At 53.3% G+C, this 20241-nt stretch carries 19 protein-coding genes, 1 pseudogene and 1 riboswitch; of the genes and pseudogenes, 11 read left to right on the plus strand and 9 right to left on the minus strand.

Features of this window, described 5'->3' with window-relative positions; translation table 11 throughout:
* Nucleotides 1–20: 20 nt before the first annotated feature.
* On the minus strand, nt 21–2654 hold the full coding sequence (locus BH712_RS00490) for a PqiB family protein (protein WP_006811008.1): 2634 nt from the start codon (nt 2652–2654) through the stop codon (nt 21–23).
* Entirely contained in the window at nt 2623–3906 is a 1284-nt protein-coding gene (gene yebS, locus BH712_RS00495; RefSeq protein ID WP_032674115.1) for a membrane integrity lipid transport subunit YebS, read from the minus strand. Before yebS ends, BH712_RS00490 begins: the two co-directional genes overlap by 32 nt.
* Before the next feature lie 132 nt (nt 3907–4038).
* On the opposite strand from yebS, the gene BH712_RS00500 reads away from it, so the two are divergent.
* The 4 genes from BH712_RS00500 (at nt 4039) to htpX (ending at nt 8462) form a co-directional block, all read left to right on the plus strand.
* Nucleotides 4039–4536 carry a GAF domain-containing protein gene (locus tag BH712_RS00500; RefSeq protein ID WP_006811006.1) on the plus strand — a complete coding sequence of 166 codons (498 nt, stop codon included), beginning with the start codon at nt 4039–4041 and terminating at the stop codon, nt 4534–4536.
* Between the two features lie 96 nt (nt 4537–4632).
* Nucleotides 4633–5319: an RNA chaperone ProQ gene (gene proQ / locus BH712_RS00505; protein WP_006811005.1), complete on the plus strand. Its 687-nt coding sequence runs from the start codon at nt 4633–4635 to the stop codon at nt 5317–5319.
* Between the two features lie 19 nt (nt 5320–5338).
* A complete protein-coding gene (gene prc / locus BH712_RS00510) occupies nt 5339–7387 on the plus strand; it encodes a carboxy terminal-processing peptidase (protein ID WP_006811004.1) in 2049 nt (682 codons plus the stop codon).
* A gap of 193 nt (nt 7388–7580) precedes the next feature.
* On the plus strand, nt 7581–8462 hold the full coding sequence (gene htpX, locus BH712_RS00515; protein WP_003859899.1) for a protease HtpX: 882 nt from the start codon (nt 7581–7583) through the stop codon (nt 8460–8462).
* A gap of 51 nt (nt 8463–8513) precedes the next feature.
* Here htpX and BH712_RS00520 read toward each other — a convergent pair whose 3' ends face one another.
* Nucleotides 8514–9887 (minus strand): MFS transporter, encoded by a 1374-nt coding sequence (locus tag BH712_RS00520; RefSeq protein WP_006811003.1) that lies wholly within the window; start codon nt 9885–9887, stop codon nt 8514–8516.
* Between the two features lie 178 nt (nt 9888–10065).
* Here BH712_RS00520 and kdgR point away from each other — a divergent pair, with 178 nt between their 5' ends.
* Nucleotides 10066–10857, plus strand: coding sequence for a DNA-binding transcriptional regulator KdgR (gene kdgR / locus BH712_RS00525; protein ID WP_006811002.1), 792 nt, complete (start codon nt 10066–10068; stop codon nt 10855–10857).
* A gap of 62 nt (nt 10858–10919) precedes the next feature.
* Here the strand turns inward: kdgR and BH712_RS00530 are convergent, their stop codons facing one another.
* The gene (locus tag BH712_RS00530) at nt 10920–11159 is read right to left on the minus strand and encodes a YobH family protein (RefSeq protein WP_032673897.1); all 240 of its coding nucleotides are present in this window, start codon (nt 11157–11159) and stop codon (nt 10920–10922) included.
* 160 nt (nt 11160–11319) lie between these two features.
* Between BH712_RS00530 and mgrB the strand changes: the two genes are divergently transcribed.
* The 6 genes and pseudogenes from mgrB (at nt 11320) to rlmA (ending at nt 15674) form a co-directional block, all read left to right on the plus strand.
* Nucleotides 11320–11463, plus strand: a complete 144-nt coding sequence (gene mgrB / locus BH712_RS00535) for a PhoP/PhoQ regulatory lipoprotein MgrB (protein ID WP_003859906.1) — start codon at nt 11320–11322, stop codon at nt 11461–11463.
* A gap of 74 nt (nt 11464–11537) precedes the next feature.
* Nucleotides 11538–11822 (plus strand): YebO family protein, encoded by a 285-nt coding sequence (locus BH712_RS00540; protein ID WP_006811000.1) that lies wholly within the window; start codon nt 11538–11540, stop codon nt 11820–11822.
* Nucleotides 11823–12490: 668 nt separating this feature from the next.
* A pseudogene (locus BH712_RS00550) lies at nt 12491–12635 on the plus strand (DUF2627 domain-containing protein).
* Between the two features lie 12 nt (nt 12636–12647).
* A complete protein-coding gene (gene cspE, locus BH712_RS00555) occupies nt 12648–12857 on the plus strand; it encodes a transcription antiterminator/RNA stability regulator CspE (RefSeq protein WP_001062678.1) in 210 nt (69 codons plus the stop codon).
* Nucleotides 12858–13073: 216 nt separating this feature from the next.
* Complete coding sequence (gene ftsI, locus BH712_RS00560; RefSeq protein ID WP_032673896.1) at nt 13074–14819, plus strand: peptidoglycan glycosyltransferase FtsI; 1746 nt, start codon at nt 13074–13076, stop codon at nt 14817–14819.
* 39 nt (nt 14820–14858) lie between these two features.
* Nucleotides 14859–15674 carry a 23S rRNA (guanine(745)-N(1))-methyltransferase gene (gene rlmA / locus BH712_RS00565; RefSeq protein WP_006810997.1) on the plus strand — a complete coding sequence of 272 codons (816 nt, stop codon included), beginning with the start codon at nt 14859–14861 and terminating at the stop codon, nt 15672–15674.
* Here the strand turns inward: rlmA and mntP are convergent.
* The 5 genes from mntP to manX all read right to left on the minus strand — a co-directional run bounded on the left by mntP (nt 15671) and on the right by manX (nt 19824).
* Nucleotides 15671–16237, minus strand: coding sequence for a manganese efflux pump MntP (gene mntP, locus BH712_RS00570; RefSeq protein ID WP_032622454.1), 567 nt, complete (start codon nt 16235–16237; stop codon nt 15671–15673). The genes rlmA and mntP overlap by 4 nt on opposite strands.
* Nucleotide 16238: 1 nt before the next feature.
* A riboswitch (yybP-ykoY riboswitch) is annotated at nt 16239–16438 on the minus strand.
* Nucleotides 16439–16636: 198 nt separating this feature from the next.
* On the minus strand, nt 16637–17095 hold the full coding sequence (locus tag BH712_RS00575) for a DUF986 family protein (protein ID WP_006810995.1): 459 nt from the start codon (nt 17093–17095) through the stop codon (nt 16637–16639).
* A 54-nt stretch (nt 17096–17149) separates the two neighbouring features.
* Nucleotides 17150–18001 (minus strand): PTS mannose transporter subunit IID, encoded by an 852-nt coding sequence (locus tag BH712_RS00580; protein WP_006810994.1) that lies wholly within the window; start codon nt 17999–18001, stop codon nt 17150–17152.
* 12 nt (nt 18002–18013) lie between these two features.
* The gene (gene manY / locus BH712_RS00585) at nt 18014–18814 is read right to left on the minus strand and encodes a PTS mannose transporter subunit IIC (protein WP_003859914.1); all 801 of its coding nucleotides are present in this window, start codon (nt 18812–18814) and stop codon (nt 18014–18016) included.
* A gap of 47 nt (nt 18815–18861) precedes the next feature.
* Nucleotides 18862–19824: a PTS mannose transporter subunit IIAB gene (manX, locus tag BH712_RS00590; RefSeq protein ID WP_006810993.1), complete on the minus strand. Its 963-nt coding sequence runs from the start codon at nt 19822–19824 to the stop codon at nt 18862–18864.
* Nucleotides 19825–20241 lie beyond the last annotated feature (417 nt).

Consider the following 20241-nt stretch of genomic DNA (forward strand, 5'->3'; position numbering starts at 1 on the left):
TGACACCGGAGCCTGCGAGATTAACGTGGCAGCGCCGTTCCCCATTCGCGCCACTCTTTCGGTTCACTTTCCAGCAGCAGGAAATGTTTTCCTGCCTGCGCCTTAGGTGCCAGAGGCGTACCCGGAGGCGTCGCAAAGGCTATGCCGCCGCGAATGAACTGGTTGAAGGTCCCCGTTTTGACCACGCCACCGGTCAGGCCGAAGTCCAGCGAGTAGCCTGAAGCCAGCCAGAACACCGAGTTGTTGCGAACCAGATGCTGATAACGCTGGCTGATGCGCAGGCCGACCATCACGCGATCGGAAAGATTACCCAGCGTCAGGCTCGTGACCGTCCCCACTTCAATGCCGCGGAACAGCACCGGCGTGCCGATGCCCAGCGAACCGGCTTCCGGCACTTCAACCACAATGCTCAGACCGTCCAGATAACGGGAGTCGGTGATGGTTGCCTCCTGCAACTCAAATTCGCGACGTGCGTTGCCGCGACCCGGTTCAACGTTAATGTACGGCTGAAGAATGGTGTCGAGGTGCTCAACCCCTGCGGCAGAAATTTGCGGCGTAACCACCGAGAAGCGCGAGCCTGCCCGGGCAAAGGTCTGCACATATTCCGGATAAAGCACGGCGGTAGCCTGGACTTCATTGCGCGCGGTGATCAGCGTCAGCTTCTGGACCTGCCCGATATCAATGCCGAGATAGCGGATGGGCATGCCTTCCGCCAGTTTACCGGCGTCAAAAGTGTGTAGGGTAATCTGACCCCCGACGGCGCGCGCCGCGGTTTCAGACGGGAAGAGGATCCGCTTGTCACCTTTACGCATGTTGCCGCCCGCGCCGCTCAGGTTATCAAAGCTGATCGCACCGCGCAGGGCACGGGAGAGGGGAGAGGCCTGTACGGTCAGCCCGTTGCCGTTAAGCTGCACTTTCGCGCCGCCTTCAGCCCAGAACACGCTGTTTGGCGTGAGCAGCTTGCGGTATTCCGGTTTGATATGCAGCTCGATATCAAACGCGTCCGCACGGGGACGAACGGTGATCACTTCCCCGACCTCAAACTTACGATAAAGCACGACGGAGCCTGCCTGGACATCCGGCAGCGTTTCAGCGCTTAAGGTCAGCGTGGTGGTCGGCAGGTCGCCCAGGCTGTTTTCAATGGCCTTGTCCAGATTGGCGAACAGCGGATAGCTCTCGCGCAGCGCACCTTTGCTGCCCGGCAGAATGCGGATCCCGCCGTTAACCCATTCGCTGGCGCTGGCGCCGAGGAACTCAACCCCGTCCAGACCCACCTTCACGTCGACCCGGCTGTTAACCACAAATTTACTGTCGCCGTGGACCAGGTTGCTGTACTGCGGATCGATGGCGGCGGAGAAGGAGACCCCTTTTTCCGACAGCTTACGTTCGAGAACCTGGCCCACCTGCACACCGTGCAGGATCAGCGGTTGCCCGGCTTCGATACCATAGCTTTCCGGCGCATTCAGCGTCACCGTCAACACACCTGGTTTTTGCAGCAGGGCTTTATCCGCTGGTGCGATAACGAAGTTTTTATTCGGCGCACCTTCACCGGGGATCAGTTCAAAGGTACTGCCCGTCAGCAGAGAACTGATGCTGACGTCGCTGAGGGAGAGCTTCGGATTACGCAGTTCAATGCGCGTTTTTTCCCGCAGGAGATCCACCACGCTCGGATCCACCGTCATTTCGCCGGTAACGGAGCCGCCCGCATTGAGGGTTAGTTTTGTCAGCTGACCGACCTCTAATCCCTGATACATCAGCGGGGTCGAACCGGCTTTCAGGCCTTTGGCATCCGGCAGGGTCAATTTGACGATGACTCCGCGCTGGCTGTGCGCAAGGTCAGCGTACAGGCCAAAGGTATCTTCTGCCTCGGCAGGGCTGGAGTCAGCAGGTGAGTCGAAGGCGATAGCGCCATTCACCAGCGCCGCCAGGCTCTCAAGCTTCACTTTCGCGCCGCTTAAGCTCAGGTCGGCATCGACGCCGGAGACGTTCCAGAAGCGGCTGCCTTTTTTCACCAGGCTGGTAAAACGCCGTTCGATGAGTACATCAATGGTCACGCCATCTTTGTTCGGGTTAATGGCGTAATCGTAAACGCGGCCCACCGGAATTTTGCGGAAATAGACCAGAGAACCACTGTTCAACGAGCCGAGATCCGGCGCGCGGAGGTGGATCATCAAATCGCCGTTATTCAGCCGGTATTTCGGCTGGGTATCCAGCGCAACAAAGTGATCCTGTGGCTCACCTTTCCCGGGCATCATGCCGATATAGTTACCGCCGACAAGCGCATCCAGCCCGGAAACGCCAGCCAGGGAGGCTTTAGGCGTGACCAGCCAGAACTGCGTTTCGGCGCGCAGGGCATCCTGCATGTCAGACTTAATGCTCGCCCGGACCTGGATTTTGTTCAGCCCTTTGCCGAGGGAAATATCCTGCACGGTGCCCACTTCCACCCCCTGAAAGCGAACGGGGGTGCGTCCGGCGACAATGCCGTCCGCAGACTGGAAATCAATCGTGATGGTACTTCCGCGATCTTCATAGGTCGTCCAGATAAGCCAGCCTGCGATCATCAGCGCGATGACAGGCAGCAACCAGAATGGCGAAATGCGGCGTTTTGTTTTAATTCTCGCTTCAGTCGGCGAAGCGGGCGTTTCCTGACTCATGTGCGTCCCAAAGTAAGCGGCTGTCCAGCCATTCCACTGCAAGAATAGTCAATATCACCGCAGAGCCGAAATAAAAAGCTGCGGGTCCCATGGTAAAAGCAAGTAACTGATCGCGATTGATGAGCGACATCATCAGCGAAATCACGAACAGATCCAACATCGACCAGCGACCAATCCAGGTCACGAATCGCAGAAGCAGGATGCGGGTGCGTAATCCTTGTTCGCATTTAAAGTGAATGCTGATAAGCAGCGTAAACATCACCACCACTTTGGTAAAGGGCACCAGAATACTGGCGATGAAAACGATGGCGGCGACCCCCACGTTACTGTGCGCCAGAGAGATAATCCCTGAAAGGATAGTATCTTCCTGACGGGCGCCGTTCACATAAATCACGGAGATCGGCAGCATATTGGCCGGGAACAAAAAGACCAGAGAGGCAATAAGCGCCGCCCAGCATTTTTGCAGGCTGTTGTTGCGCCGCAATCTTAACGGAATGTGGCAGCGCGGGCACCTCCCGCGTTTATCCGGGAAACCGGTGTAATGACACCCCAGGCAGACGCGCAGGTTTTCATCAGGTCGGGTCGCGGGGCGCTGAGGGTAAAATCGCTCCCAAAGCTGTTCAACATTCAGATGAATCAGGGTCAAAATACTCAGCAGGACCAGCGAAATAAACGCGAAAAGGCCAATGCCAGGCTGTAAAAAAGCATAGTCCTGCACCTTGATGGAGGCCACACCCACGCCGACCAGATAGATGTCCAGCATGACCCACTCTTTGAGCTTTTCCAGCATCAGCAGGACCGGGCGCAGGTTCATCCCCAGGATGTTGCCAAACCACAGGTAGGCAATTGCCGCGACCAGTACCAGTGGGGCGCCGACGACGCAGAACAGCACCATGGCGGCCGTAAGCGGATCGCCCTCGCGCGTCATCTGCCAGATCCCCTGCAACACGTTAGCGTCAATACGCACGCCAAGGAGGTAGAGCTTTAACAGCGGCTCGGTCCAGGCGAAGGGCATCAGCAGCAGCATGGTGACCGCCATGGCCGCCAGCCGCGTCAATGACCAGTCCCGACCATCGCGAATTTTGGCATCGCAGCGAGGACAAAAAGCGCTTTGGTGCGATTTCATCTTCGGCAACATAAAAAGCGTATCGCACTGCGGACAACGCTGATAATGTGCACGAGGCAGAGCCTGGCTTACCGTACGGACAACGATCTTTCGTGTCGGCGTAATTTGGGGTGTTTTTAGGGCCATCAGTCGCACACAGATAAGTATTGTTGAAAGTTATAATAACTCATGAACGGATTCATCTTGAGCATGAGCGCATTTAATGCTTATTTTAATAGGCTATGCGGTAAATATGTAAGTTAACTAAGTGATTGAATAATGAACAAAACAGAATTCTACGCGGATCTGAATCGCGATTTTAAGGCATTAATGGCGGGGGAAACCAGTTTCTTAGCCACTTTGGCAAATACCAGTGCGTTACTGTTCGAACGCCTTTCTGACGTGAACTGGGCGGGCTTTTATCTGCTCGAAGGTGACACGCTGGTGCTGGGGCCTTTCCAGGGGAAACTCGCCTGCGTGCGTATCCCGGTAGGTCGCGGCGTGTGCGGTACCGCAGTGGCGACCCGGCAGGTTCAGCGTGTCGAGGACGTTCATGCGTTTGACGGCCACATTGCCTGCGATGCCAGCAGCAATTCTGAAATCGTACTGCCGCTGGTGGTTAAAAATCAGATTATTGGCGTTCTGGATATCGACAGCACGGTCTTCAGTCGCTTTACTGCCGAGGATGAGCAGGGGTTGCGCGCGCTGGCGGCAAACCTGGAAAATGTTCTGGCAGAGACCGATTATCATAAATTCTTTGCGAGCGTCGCAGGATAATCAACGGATAACGTAGCATTTACTGATAGCGTCATTATAATGTCGCCTGTTCATGCCTGCGCTTGTTGGCAACGTCCGTTGTAATCAGGAAATTTCATGGAAAATCAACCTAAGTTGAATAGCAGTAAAGAAGTTATCGCATTTCTGGCCGAGCGTTTCCCGCAGTGCTTCAGCGCTGAAGGTGAAGCGCGTCCTCTGAAAGTCGGTATCTTTCAGGATTTGGTCGCGCGCGTTGAGGGGGAGATGAACCTCAGCAAAACGCAGCTTCGTTCTGCCTTACGCCTTTATACCTCGAGCTGGCGTTACCTGTACGGTATCAAGCCGGGTGCGACCCGTGTCGACCTCGATGGCAACCCGTGCGGTGAGCTGGACGAGCAGCACGTAGAACATGCGCGTAAGCAGCTTGAAGAAGCCAAAGCTCGCGTGCAGGCACAGCGTGCGGAACAGCAGGCGAAAAAACGCGAAGCCGCAGCGGCTAACGGTCAGGAAGACGCCCCTCGTCGCGAGCGTAAACCGCGCCCGGCACCGCGTCGTGCTGAAAATAACGATCGCAAACCGCGTGCTGACAAACCAGCAGCTAAAGCCCCACGTGCGCCGCGCGAAGAGCCGCGCCACACCCCGGTTTCTGACATCAACGCGCTCAGCGTGGGTCAGTCTCTGAAGGTTAAAGCGGGTAACAACGCGATGGACGCCACCGTACTGGAAATCACCAAAGATGGCGTTCGTGTACAGCTGACTTCTGGTATGTCAATGATTGTACGCGCAGAACACTTGTTGTTCTGAAACGGAGGCCGAGCCTGGCATGAACACTTTTTTTAAGCTCACCGCGCTGGCTGGCCTGTTTGCTATAACAGGCCACGCTTTCGCTGTGGACGATATTACGCGTGTAGATCAAATTCCGGTTCTCAAGGAAGAGACTCAGCACGCGACGGTGAGTGAGCGCGTGACGTCGCGCTTTACTCGTTCGCACTATCGTCAGTTCGATCTCGATCAGGCCTTTTCGGCCAAAATCTTTGACCGTTATCTGAACTTGCTGGATTACAGCCATAACGTACTGCTGGCCAGCGATGTCGAACAGTTCGCTAAACGCAAATCCGACGTGGGTGATGAGCTGCGCTCCGGAAAGCTGGATCTGTTCTACGATCTGTACAATTTATCGCAAAAGCGCCGTTTTGAACGTTATCAATACGCGCTGAAGGTGCTGGAACGTCCGATGGACTTCACCGGCAACGACACCTTTAATCTGGACCGCAGCAAATCGCCATGGCCGAAAGACGAGGCTGAACTGAATGCGCTGTGGGACGGAAAAGTCAAATATGACGAACTGAGCCTCAAGCTCACGGGCAAAGACGAAAAAGAGATTCGTGAGACGTTAAACCGTCGCTACAAATTCGCTATTCGTCGTCTGGCGCAGACCAACAGTGAAGATGTTTTCTCACTGGCGATGACCGCGTTTGCGCATGAAATTGATCCGCACACCAATTATCTCTCTCCACGCAACACCGAACAGTTCAATACCGAAATGAGCCTGTCTCTGGAAGGCATTGGTGCGGTGCTTCAGATGGACGATGACTACACCGTGATCAACTCCATGGTGGCCGGTGGCCCTGCGTCGAAAAGCAAAGCGATCAGCGTAGGCGACCGTATTGTCGGTGTCGGTCAAACCGGAAAGAGCATGGTGGACGTGATTGGCTGGCGTCTTGATGACGTTGTTGCGCTGATCAAAGGGCCGAAGGGCAGCAAAGTTCGCCTGGAGATCCTGCCAGCCGGTAAGGGGACCAAAACCCGTATCGTTACTCTGACCCGTGAGCGTATCCGTCTGGAAGATCGCGCGGTGAAAATGTCGGTGAAAACCGTGGGTAAAGAGAAGGTTGGCGTTCTGGATATCCCAGGCTTCTACGTTGGCCTGACCGACGATGTGAAAGTGCAGCTCCAGAAGCTTGAGAAGCAGAATGTCAGCAGCGTGATCATTGACCTGCGCAGCAACGGCGGCGGGGCATTGACCGAGGCCGTCTCGCTTTCCGGGCTGTTTATCCCGTCTGGCCCGGTGGTACAGGTGCGTGATAACAACGGTAAAGTGCGTGAAGATGCCGATACCGATGGCGTGGTTTACTATAAAGGTCCGCTGGTGGTGCTGGTCGATCGCTTCAGTGCCTCTGCATCGGAAATCTTCGCTGCTGCCATGCAGGATTATGGCCGTGCGTTAATCGTCGGCGAACCGACGTTTGGCAAGGGCACCGTGCAGCAGTACCGCTCTCTGAACCGTATTTACGACCAGATGCTGCGCCCTGAATGGCCAGCGCTGGGTTCAGTACAGTACACCATTCAGAAGTTTTACCGCGTCAACGGCGGCAGTACCCAGCGCAAAGGCGTTACGCCGGATATCCTGATGCCGACAGGTACTGAAGAGACGGAAACGGGCGAGAAGTTTGAAGATAACGCGCTGCCGTGGGATAGCATTGATGCCGCGACATTCGTGAAATCGGGTGATATGAAACAGTTCGGACCGGAACTGCTGAAAAATCACAACGATCGCATCGGGAAGGATCCGGAATTCCAGTACATCATGAAGGACATCGCACGTTTCAACGCGCTTAAAGCGAAACGGAACATTGTCTCTCTGAACTACGCCCAGCGTGAAAAAGAGAACAATGAAGATGACGCAACACGTCTGGCGCGTATCAACGATCGCTTCAAACGTGAAGGCAAGCCTCTGCTCAAAAAACTGGACGATCTGCCGAAGGATTACCAGGAGCCCGATCCGTATCTGGACGAGACGGTGCATATCGCGCTTGATCTCGCGAAGCTGGAGAAAGAGAAGCCAGCCGTGCAACCTGCTCCGGCAAAATAATCCCCCAACAGGCACAAGAAATTGTGCCTGTTTCTTTTTGTTCCTCATCCTTCCGTCAGACAGATTTCCAATTGTGTAAAGTTGTGTCTTTCTGGTGACTTACGCCGTCTGGATGCTTGAAAATAGCCGCAATACCCATACGATGTGGGTAATCGCATAGTGCGTTTTGTTAAACTGAGGTTAAAAGAATATTATGATGCGAATCGCGCTCTTCCTGCTCACCAACCTGGCGGTCATGGTGGTATTCGGGCTGGTGCTAAGCCTGACGGGAATTCAGTCGAGCAGCGTTCAGGGTCTGTTGATTATGGCGCTGCTGTTTGGTTTCGGTGGCTCTTTCATTTCACTGCTGATGTCAAAGTGGATGGCACTGAAATCCGTTGGCGGTGAAGTTATTGAGCAACCGCGTAACGATATGGAACAGTGGCTGATGAGCACCGTTGCTCAGCAGTCAAAACAGGCGGGCATTGCCATGCCGCAGGTAGCCATCTACCACGCGCCGGATATCAACGCATTTGCTACCGGTGCGCGTCGTGACGCGTCCCTGGTGGCCGTCAGTACCGGTCTGCTGCAAAACATGAGCCGTGACGAAGCGGAAGCGGTTATTGCTCACGAGATCAGCCACATCGCCAACGGCGATATGGTCACCATGACCCTGATCCAGGGTGTGGTGAACACCTTCGTTATCTTTATTTCCCGTATTCTGGCGCAAATTGCTGCCGGGTTTATGGGAGGCAACCGCGATGAGGGTGAAGAGAGCAACGGCAACCCGCTGATCTATTTTGCTGTTTCGATGGTGCTGGAGCTGGTGTTTGGTATCCTGGCAAGCATCATTACCATGTGGTTCTCCCGTCACCGTGAGTTCCACGCGGATGCCGGTTCAGCGAAGCTGGTGGGCCGTGAGAAGATGATTGCCGCGCTGCAACGTCTGAAAACCAGCTACGAGCCGCAGGAAGCGAACAGCATGATGGCCTTCTGCATCAACGGTAAATCAAAATCGCTGAGCGAACTGTTCATGTCTCACCCGCCGCTGGATAAACGTATTGAAGCGCTGCGTAGCGGCGAATACCTGAAGTAACGTAATCGGGTAGAAAAAAACCGGGCAGGAGAGCTTCTCCGCCCGGTTTTTTTATGCCTGCGCCTTTGGCTGGGTGACACGAAGGCCGCTGATGATCGCCGCGAGTGTCGCCAGTGTCCCAGCGGTAACCAGCGCAACGTGTGTCGCATTCTGCCCGGCAAGGTTAAACATCAACGCCACCATCGCGGCCCCGGTGCTTTGCCCTAACAATCTTGCCGTACCCAGCATCCCGCTGGCGCCACCGCTGCGATGACGTGGGGCCGAGGTGATGATCGTATGGTTATTGGGAGACTGGAACAGTCCAAAACCGGCCCCGCAGAGGATCATGCGCCAGATAATATCCAGATCTCCCGGTGAGGAGGGCAGGAGCGCCAGCGCAAACAGTCCCACCGCCATGACGACCAGCCCAATCGCCCCCAGCAGTCCGGCATGAACTCGCTCAATAAGGTAACCCGCCAGCGGAGCCATCACCATGGTTGCCAGAGGCCAGGGGGTGAGCAGCAAGCCTGTTTCCACTTCCGAACGACCAAGCACGCTCTGTAAAAAGAACGGCAGCGCAACCAGCGCCAGCATCTGGGCGCAGAACGAACAAATGGAGGTACAAATGGAGAGCGAAAACAGCGGAATACGCAGTAAATCGACAGGTAATAATGGCACAGGCAGGGCCAACTGACGCCACACGAAGAAAAAGCCGATGGTGAGCATGGCAACGATTTCTGCGGCGATCAGCGTCAGAGACTGCCCCTGAGCAAAGCCGCTGAGCGCGGTAATCAGCAGGCCGAACGTCAGCGCGTTCATCACCGCGCTGGGCAGATCAAAACGCGGCATAGCGCTTTTCGGGCCATTTTCCGGCAAATAGCGCAGGGCGAAGAAGATCGCCACAACGCCCAGCGGCACGTTAATGGCAAACAGCAACTGCCACGAGGCAACGGACAGAATGGCGGCGGCAATCGTCGGCCCGGCGGCAGACGACACGGCAACAATAAAGGAGTTAATGCCCATGCCGCGCCCAAGATGGCGATGAGGATAGATGAGTCGTATCAGGGCCGTATTCACGCTCATCAGCGCCGCGCCGCCAAAGCCCTGTGCGATACGCGCAAGCGTAAGGGTGTGCAGAGAATCGGAAAGAGCACAGAAGAGCGAGGTGAGGGTAAAGACCACCAGCCCGCACTGGTAAACCCGGCGATAACCAAACATATCGCCCAGGAATGAGAGTGACAAAAGGGAAATCACAATCGCTATCTGATACGCATTAACAATCCAGATGGAGCTTGCGGGAGAAGCATTAAGGTCTTTGGCAATGGTAGGAAGCGCCACGTTGGCAATCGCACCGTCAAGGACAGCCATCGAAATACCGATGACAATAGTGGCAATTGCCCCATACCGCTGCGGTAAGGGCAGGCCATCAGAAACGTTTTTTTGCATGGGAAAAGAATGACTCAACGTGAAATTATTTTCAGGGTAACTATTTTAGCATCGTTATTTCGGTTTTATGTCGCAGATTTGTAACGAAGTAAAGCCAGACAGATTGCAGCACGCATCACACGAATTTATAATAAAAACCGGTTCTGATTTTTATAAAACACTCTCCATGAGGTGATAAATGGCAATCGCAGATTTGGATAAGCAGCCAGATTCTGTTTCTTCCGTGCTGAAGGTGTTTGGCATCTTGCAGGCGCTCGGAGAAGAGCGTGAAATTGGTATTACAGAGTTGTCGCAGCGTGTGATGATGTCGAAAAGCACCGTTTATCGCTTTTTGCAGACGATGAAATCATTGGGTTATGTCGCGCAGGAAGGAGAATCAGAAAAATATTCTCTGACCCTGAAACTGTTTGAACTGGGTGCCCGCGCCTTGCAAAACGTGGATCTGATCCGCAGCGCTGACATTCAGATGCGCGAACTTTCGCGGCTGACGAAAGAGACCATTCACCTTGGCGCACTGGATGAAGACAGCATTGTTTACATCCACAAAATTGACTCCATGTACAACCTGCGCATGTATTCACGCATCGGTCGTCGTAACCCGCTGTACAGCACCGCAATTGGTAAAGTGCTGCTGGCCTGGCGCGATCGCGAAGAGGTGAAGCAAATCCTTGACGGTGTGGAATATAAACGCAGCACCGACCGCACGATTACGAGTACGGATGAACTGCTGAGCGTGCTGGATCAGGTGCGTGAGCAGGGTTATGGGGAAGATAACGAAGAGCAGGAAGAGGGGCTGCGTTGCATCGGTGTGCCGGTATTTGACCGCTTCGGCGTTGTCATTGCGGGCCTGAGCATTTCGTTCCCAACGCTGCGTTTCTCCGAAGAGCGTCTTCATGAATATGTGGCGATTCTGCATACCGCAGCGCGCAAAATTTCAGAGCAGATGGGCTATAACGACTATCCGTTCTGATCGACGACCCAACAAAAACGCCGCAACAGTGCGGCGTTTTTGTAAGCAAAATTCAGCGCTGATTAGCCGTTATCAACCACAACAGATGATTTTCGCAGCACAGGACAGTTGGTTAACCCGATGACCCCGCTGTCTGAATGGATGTACTGTGCCGTGCTTACCCCCTGGGCGGTGAGATATTTACACTGGATACCCAGACCCGCGGCATTTTCTTTGCTCCCCATAAGTACGCCATACCCACTTAATAACAGGCCGATCCACACAATGGCCAGTACAATTACCGTACGAATAAGTAAACGCATCGTTGCCTCTTTTTTCTTTGTTGTCATGGAGTAAGCGTAACGGGTTTACGCAGTGAAACAAGTGCACGATTCCGAAAAGAGTCTGTTGAAGGTACAGTTAGCCCCTGTTTAAGATAACCGTGATAACCTGGCTGCATCAGGTCATAAGACGGAGTGTGGAGTGAAAAAAATACGCTGGGTAATTCTGATTATCGTGTTGATAGCATGCGTGGTGCTGTGGACGCAGACTATCAATGTGATGTGCGATCAGGATGTACAGTTCTTTAGCGGCATTTGTTCAATCAATAAATTTATCCCCTGGTAGAGGCCATTTTTACGCTGAGTGATGTCCTTACGTGGCGGCAGTGGTAAAATGGCGGTTTTTACTGAGGTGGTGAAATGGGTGAGTTACTGAATTCGGGGCTGCTGAGCATTGCATCCCTGGTCATGTCTTTGGTGGTGCTGGTCGTTGGGCTGGTGCTGTGGTTCTTTGTTAACCGCGCCAGCTCCCGCACCAACGAGCAGGTTGAGCTGCTGGAAGCATTGCTCGATCAGCAGAAACGGCAGAATGCGTTGCTGCGTCGTTTGTGTGAAGCCAACGAGCCGGAAGCGAAAGAGGTAGCGAAGGACGCCGTTGCTCAACAAGACGAGGAAGACTTCATTCGCCTGGTAGCCGAACGATAGTCTGCCCGGAGCGGGGAGGTGGCCTGACGTACGGCGTAAATCCCCTCCCTGATCAAATGTGCCCCTCAACATCTCTGCATGTAATTAAGCAGCCGTTAACTATTGTTTCAGCATACTGAAAATTGGCGAATATTTATCCTTATTCAACAATTACGGTTTCGTTGAATAAAGAGTGTGCTTTATCTTTCCTGAAGTGTTTTATTTTTATCGAAACGTTTTGCTTGCCTTCTTTTGAGGCAGAGTCATAAAAATTTCATTATTTTGGTGCAGAATAACGCTTATTAAATGGTGGATTTTAATACAGTTAGCAAAATGGAATTAACATCGTATATTCCCTGTCACACATTGGTGCGTTGCAATGTTTTCAGCATAACTTTTCACAAAATGTTCTAACTCAGTCATTACTTTTAAGAAAAACAGGGATTGGGATGGACGCTTTGAAATGATTGAGCTATGTTTAAAAAGTCTTTGATTACAGGGCGCGTCATTGCACCCTGCGGGCAGTCAGGTCAGGTGGTGCTTCATTCGACAATTCGCATAACTGTGCAGATTGTTAGAAGTAAAGCCTGAATTTGTGCGGCGGATCGAGACACGTTTAAAAATGGCTTGCCATATTAAACGTTGTGTGTGATAACACGTTTTGGGTCAAACGAGGTACAGTTCTGTTTATGTGTGGCATTTTCAGTAAAGAAGTCCTGAGTAAACACGTTGTCGTTGAATACCGCTTCTCTGCCGAACCTTATATTAGTGCCTCAAGCAGTAATGTCTCAGTTTTATCTAAGTCAAAGCCTGCGGGCTAAGAAAACACTCTAAGGAATTTTGCAAATGGCAAAGATTAAAGGTCAAGTTAAGTGGTTCAACGAGTCTAAAGGTTTTGGTTTCATTACTCCTGCTGACGGCAGCAAAGACGTGTTCGTACACTTCTCTGCAATCCAGGGTAACGGCTTCAAAACTCTGGCTGAAGGCCAGAACGTTGAGTTCGAAATTCAGGATGGCCAGAAAGGCCCAGCTGCGGTTAACGTAACTGCTATCTGATCGAATCACTGCTGACTGAAGCGCCCGGCGCTTCGATCTCAGACATAAGCCTCGCCGATGCGGGGCTTTTTTATTCGCTTATTTTTCAAAATATTACGTAATCCTCCTCTGTTATTATCTTGTTGCAAAGCCGCGAGGTTATTAGCATTGTTTTCCCGCCTGATTAGCCGTTTTTCCCGTTAAATCAGGGCGTTGATCAACAGCCCTGGGGTTAAGGTGAAAAAAAATACAATAACGACCAACGGAAACTTTACTCCGGCACGTTTTGCACTGCTGTGTCTCGCCATCTTTTGTAGCCTTGCATTTCTGCTGGGCCGCGTGGCGTGGCTACAAATTATCAAACCGGATAATCTGGTAAAGCAGGAGGATATGCGTTCTCTGCGCGAAGTGGCGATAGACGCCCCGCGTGGGATGATTGTAGACCGTGAAGGGCGTCCCCTTGCGGTAAGCGTCCCTGTCCAGGCCGTCTGGGCCGATCCTAAAACAGTGCTGGAAAAAGGAGGGGTCGGTTTTGACTCGCGCTGGCAGGCTCTGGCAAATGCCTTACACCTTTCTCTGAGCACGCTCGCATCACGAATCAACAGCAACCCGCACGGGCGATTTATTTACCTTGCCCGTCAGGTTGATCCCTCCCAGGCAAAGTGGATCGATAAGCTGCGTCTTCCCGGCATCAATCTCCGCGATGAGTCCCGCCGTTTTTATCCTGCCGGACATGTGGCGGCTAACCTGATTGGCTTCACGAATATTGATGGTCAGGGCATTGAGGGCGTCGAGAAAAGCTTCAACACGCAGCTTACCGGCAAGGCAGGCGTGCGGCTGGTCAGGAAAGATCGCTACGGACACGTGGTTGAAAACCTCACGGAGGTGGCTCCCGTACCTGCACATAATATCCAGCTTAGTATCGATGAACGCCTGCAAACCATCACCGAAGACGCGCTGGATAACGCCGTGGCGTGGAACAAAGCCGAATCTGGTGCGTCGGTACTGATTAATATCCAGACGGGCGAAATACTGGCGATGGCGAGCTTCCCCGACTTCAACCCCAACAACCGGGAAGGGGCAACGCTGGATGATTTTCGCAATCGTGCGATCAGCGACACCTTTGAACCAGGCTCTACCGTTAAGCCTCTGGTGTTAATGACGGCGCTACAGCAGGGGCTGGTTCAGCCTGACAGCGTGATAGACACGCATCCCTACACCATTGATGGTCATCGTATTCGTGATGTGGGTTACTACCCCGAGCTGACGATGACCGGGATTTTGCAAAAATCCAGCGACACAGGCGTATCCCGTCTTTCGCTGGCGATGCCCGTGCAACGGTTACTGGATACCTATAAAAACTTTGGTTTTGGCGAGAGTACCGGGCTTGGTTTAACGGGAGAAAGCGCAGGTTTACTGCCGCAGCGAAAATTCTGGAGTCAGTTAGACCGGGCGACCTTTGCCTTTGGTTATGGCCTGATGGTCACCCCTCTCCAGTTGGCGCATGTGTATGCCACCATCGGCAGTTATGGTATTGAACGGCCTCTGTCCATCACCCGTATCGATCCGCCGGTGATTGGCAAGCGGGTGATGTCCGAGGAAATTGTTCACGAGGTGGAACACATGATGGAGAGCGTCGCGTTACCCGGCGGTGGGGGGATCAAAGCGGCGGTGCGTAACTATCGCGTGGCGATAAAAACCGGGACGGCCAAAAAAATCGATGAGCATGGGCAGTATGTGGATAAATACGTCGCCTATACCGCAGGCGTTGCGCCTGCCAGCGATCCCCGATTTGCGCTGGTGGTGGTGATTAACGATCCGCAAAACGGCGCCTATTACGGCGGGGCCGTTTCCGCACCCGTATTCAGCGAAATTATGGGCAACGTTCTGCGCCTGGAAAACGTGAAGCCAGACGGGCTGCCGGCAGATTCTGACCATCTGATCGTGATGCGCCACCCAGCCGTTTATAACCCTGGCGAATAGCGGTACACTTCGCCTTTCGGTTTACGCCCTGGAGTTGTCATGTCTTTCAGTTGTCCCCTTTGCCACGCGCCGCTGACGCGCGCGGAGAAAACGTTTATCTGTCCACAGGGACATCAGTTTGACCGGGCGAAAGAAGGCTATGTGAATCTTCTGCCTGTACAGCACAAGCGTTCCCGGGATCCGGGTGACAGCGCAGAGATGATGCAGGCGCGCCGGGCGTTTCTTGATGCCGGGCACTATCAACCGCTCAGGGATGCGGTTGTCGCCTTACTCCGTGGATCTCTGACAGAAGGCGCATCCGCTATGCTGGATATCGGCTGCGGTGAAGGCTATTACACTGCCACGTTTGCTGACGTGGCGGCTGAGAAGGGCGCTGAAACTTACGGGCTGGACGTCTCGAAGGTGGCTATCCGTGCGGCAGCCAAACGCTACTCAGCGGTAACGTTCTGCGTGGCCTCCAGCCACCGCCTGCCGTTTGAGGAGGCGAGTATGGACGCCGTGGTGCGTATCTATGCGCCGTGCAAGGCAGAGGAGCTGGCGCGCGTCGTTAAGCCCGGCGGGTGGGTTATCACCGTCACGCCCGGGCCACGTCACCTGCTGGAGCTGAAAGGGCTGATCTATGATGAAGTCCACCTGCATGCGCCTCACTCTGAACAACTGGCGGGCTTTGCGTTAAAGCAGGCGCAGTCGGTGGCGTATGACATGACGTTACAAGGAAGCGAAGCGGTGGCGTTACTGCAAATGACGCCCTTTGCATGGAGGGCAAAACCAGAGGTGTGGGAAACGCTGGCAGCACAGACTGAATTTTGCTGCCAGACGGATTTCAGCATCCATTGCTGGCAGCGCGAAGGTTAACCCGCGAAGTGTGCCCAAAGGATTTGGGCACCAATCCCGATCAGTACGATACCGCCCAGTATTTCGGCACGTTTACCCAACAGCGGGCCAATGAAGCGACCCACCATCATCCCCAGCGTTGACATGATCAGCGTGGCGCAGCCAATCGCCAGCGCGGTGGCGATAATATTGACCTGCAAAAACGCCAGACCAACACCCACGGCCATTGCGTCCAGGCTGGTTGCGATGGCGGTTGTCACCAGAAGCCAGAAGCCGTGACGTTGCAGCGGCGCGTCATCTTCATCGCTGTTGCCACGAAACCCTTCAATCACCATGCGTCCGCCGAGGAACACCAGCAGCACGAAGGCAATCCAGTGGTTCCACTCCAGCACGAACTGGCTGGCGAGCATTCCCAGACCCCAGCCGATAAGCGGCGTCAGCGTTTCGATAGCGCCAAAGATGAGACCGGTACGCAGGGCTTCGGAAAATTTAGGTTTATGGAGGGTAGCACCTTTACCGATAGAGGCGGCAAACGCGTCCATGGACATGCCAAAAGCCAGAAGGATTGTAGCGGAGATATTCATAAGAGCGTCCAGACCGGGGATATCCATATGACACATCACTGCCCCCAGTAAACAGCAGTTGATGTATCTATGGTCTCGCCTGATCACTTCTGCACAGTAAGTGTGCTGAAAGCGATCCGTACGCGCCACGTTTTTCAACGAGTATGTTGACACGTACATTTCCTGTAAGCAGGAAATCGGCTACTCCCCAACGACGGGCGCAACCTTAACATATTTTGAGAATATAAAACAACAACGAAGAAGGCTTTATTTAGCCACTTCGTTGATAACGATTTTCATTTAGATTTATGCGTGAAAATATCGTTAATAAATATAAGTTAATTAGCAGAGAAGATATAGCAACGGCTATATTGCGCATTGAAGAATAATGCAATATATAGCCGATGCTATAATATTAACTCATTGAGTTTTAAGGAGTAATTTGTAGATCTTTTCCAGGTCATCAATATTTTTAACCCGGATGAGCAGGCGGCGTTGTTCTAATTGCATCACCAGTACCCCGTCTTCAGATAAATTCATCTCTTTAATACGGTTATATTCTATCCAGACATTGGCGAAGAAAAATCCGTGTTTTTTAAAAATGAGTTTAGGCGCGCGGATCCAGAACAGGTAAATGGCCATTAATGCCAGCGCACATAATAACCATGTGGTTAATATTGCACCGTGGCTGGTCACGTTATTGTAAATCAGGATGACTACCAGACCCGCGAAGATAAACGCATCAACGCGTCCACGGCGTAAAAGGGGAAGGGTCAGCAGCGTCTCGCCGTGGCGGCGAGGCATAATGAACTCGTCATAGATCGCGTAAGCCAGTAGGGCAACAATAAATAAAACCAGTACGGTGTCCGTGACAGTCATTCATCCTCCAGATAAAAAGACCGGGGGCAAGCCCCCGGTCGGTAACGCATTTTATTACAGACCCAGCAGGCCGACGGCGTAGCCCGCGATACCGATGACGAAGAAGCCAACGATGATCCACAGCGGGTTCACTTTTTTACGCAGCAGCCACATACAGGCGAAGGTTAACAGCAGCGGGACCAGGCCCGGCATCAGCTGGTCCAGAATAGTCTGCACGGTGGTGACACGGGTCTGACCATCCTGACCGGTGATCGTCGAAACCACCAGCGGGATGTTCACGTGCGTCCACTTGTTCACCAGGGCTCCCATTACAAACAGGCCGAGGATTGACGCCCCCTCAGTCAGTTTTTGCAGGAAGCCGCCGCCCATATCCTTAACGATATCCACCCCTTTACGGTAACCGTACGCCACGCCGTAGTAACGGGTCAGCAGACGCACCGCGTTGAACAGAATGAAGAACAGCAGGGGACCGAGCAGGCTGCCGCTCATGGCGATCCCGGCGCCCAGTGCCGCAAAGACCGGACGCACCGTACCCCAGAAGATCGGGTCGCCCACGCCTGCCAGCGGCCCCATCAGACCGACTTTGATACCGTTGATAGCACCATCGTCGATCTCAGCCCCGTTCGCACGCTGCTCTTCCATCGCCAGCGTCACGCCCAGAACAGGCGCTGCAACATAAGGATGGGTGTTGAAGAATTCCAGGTGACGCTTAATTGCCTGACGGCGTGCTTCGTTGTTTTCCGGATACAGGCGTTTGATGGCCGGTACCATGGAGAAGCAGAAGCCGAGCGCCTGCATACGTTCGAAGTTCCATGAACCCTGAAACAGGTTAGAACGGATGAACACGCCACGAATATCACCCGGAGTGAGTTTTTTCTCAGTGGTAGTTTTAGTCATATCAACCATTTCGCTCACCTGTTAGTCCAGTTCGTTATCGAGATCGTTGTTACCAGCTGCCTGCGCAGGGGCACCCGCGACGCGGTTGTATTTCGGGCTGAGCTGGATATAAAGAATCGCCATCACCGCACCAATCACACCCAGCGCAACCAGGTTGAAGTTGGTGAACGCAGCGGTAACGAAGCCGAGGTAGAAGAATGGCATCAGGTAGCCTGCGCGCATCATGTTGATGACCATCGCATAACCAACCACCACGATCATGCCGCCCGCAATGTTCAGACCGCTGGTGACCACTTCAGGGATCGCATTCAGCATGCCCTGAACTTCGCTGGTGCCGACAGAGATCGCCACGATAACCGCAGGGATCGCGATACGCATCGCTTGCAGGAACAGGGAAGACACGTGGATCCAGGAGAGCGCGGTGAGGTTGCCGTTTTCGGCCGCCTTATCCGCCGCGTGCTGGAAGGCAACGGTGATAGTACGAACGATGATGGTTAGCACCTGACCCGCTGCGGCCAGTGGGATAGCCAGCGCGATACCGGCACCAATACTCTGGTGACCAGCGATAACCAGAACGGTTGAAATAATGGACGCCAGCGCGGCATCTGGCGCCACTGCCGCACCGATGTTCATCCAGCCGAGGGCGATCATTTCCAGGGTACCACCGATGATGATACCGGTTTTCATGTCACCGAGAACGGCGCCAATCAACGTACAGGCCACCAGTGGACGGTGGAACTGAAATTCATCAAGTACGGACTCCATACCCGCAATACATGCGACGATGAACACCAGTACAATCTGAAGAGTAGTAATCTCCATTGCACTTCTCCTATTACATAAGCTCTATATGAAAAACCGGCCCGGGCTTATTTCCCCACCTTGCCGATCAAATCCATCATTTTCAGTTTCTGATCCGTGGAAACCTTACGGGCTTCCAGTTCGATACCGCGGGCATTCAGTTTATTGAAGGCCTCGATATCTTTCGCATCTACTGAAATCGCGTTGTTGACCTGCGTTTTGCCCTGACGGAATGCCATACCGCCAATGTTAACGGAGGTGATTTTCACGCCGCCTTCAACAATGCGTTCGACGTCTGTCGGGTTGGTGAAGAGAAGCATCACGCGCTCGCCCGCATATTTCGGGTTGTTGTAAACGCGGATCATTTTGGCGACATCCACGACGTGCGCGGTGACGCCCGGCGGAGCAACCTGGGTGAGAAGGGTTTTACGGACAGTGTCGGCGGCCACTTCGTCACTGACCACGATGATGCGTTGTACGTTGGTCTCTTTGGTCCAGCGTGTCGCCACCTGGCCGTGGATCAGACGGTCATCAATACGCGCCAGGCCGATAACCATGTAATCGTTCGGACCCATCGGTTTTGCGGGTGCCGCCGCTTTTGGCGCTGCCGCAACAGGGGCTGGTTTCTCAACCGGCTGCGCTTTCAGTGCTTTCACACCTTCGCGACCGGTTTCAACCGCCAGTGCCACCAGTTCATCAAAGGCTGGGTTATCGTCGCGCGCCATAAAGGTTTCCACCAGCATAGGGATGTTAACCCCGGCGACGACTTCATAATGCTCTTTATCGACGACAATGCGGCTGGCAGCGTTGAATGGGCTGCCGCCCCATGTATCCACGAGAAATAGCACGCCCTTGCTGGTATCCAGCTTCTCAAGCTGAGCAGTGTATTTTTCAATCAGCGTCTCGGCATTTTCACCGGGAACGAAATCGATCCAGCCGACGTTTTCCTGCTCGCCCAACAGCATTTCTGCTGTTTTGAGTAACTGCTCCGCAGCCCAACCATGTGTGCCTATGACAATAGCAATGGTCACTTGCTACCTCCTTTTATTATCATTTATACGTCTGCCAGGCAGGCGTACTGAGAATCGTATTGGCGAACCGAATCGATTCAGATAAGGGTTAGAGTTAAAAAAACTAAGACTTCCGCGAATTATTTTAGATAGTGAAAAAATAATTTATGTGATGAAGATCCGTAATTTAGCTACGCCTTACAGATTTTTCTCTAAGATAATCCGCGTGTGTTACAGAAGTTTGCAAAGGAACGTAAATCTTTGCTAAAAACCAATTGTCTCTGATATGTTTAGCGTCCGTTTAATTATTCAGGAGTATAGGGCTACAGCCCACTATATGGACCGTCACCGACGTCAGTCATCTTCCAGGCCATCCCGCGCCTTATTCACCGGCGATCTTCGCCACGCATCGACTCTCTTTCCCTTTGAAATGCCCGT

It is taken from the genome of Enterobacter hormaechei ATCC 49162 (assembly GCF_001875655.1).
Lineage (GTDB): Bacteria > Pseudomonadota > Gammaproteobacteria > Enterobacterales > Enterobacteriaceae > Enterobacter > Enterobacter hormaechei.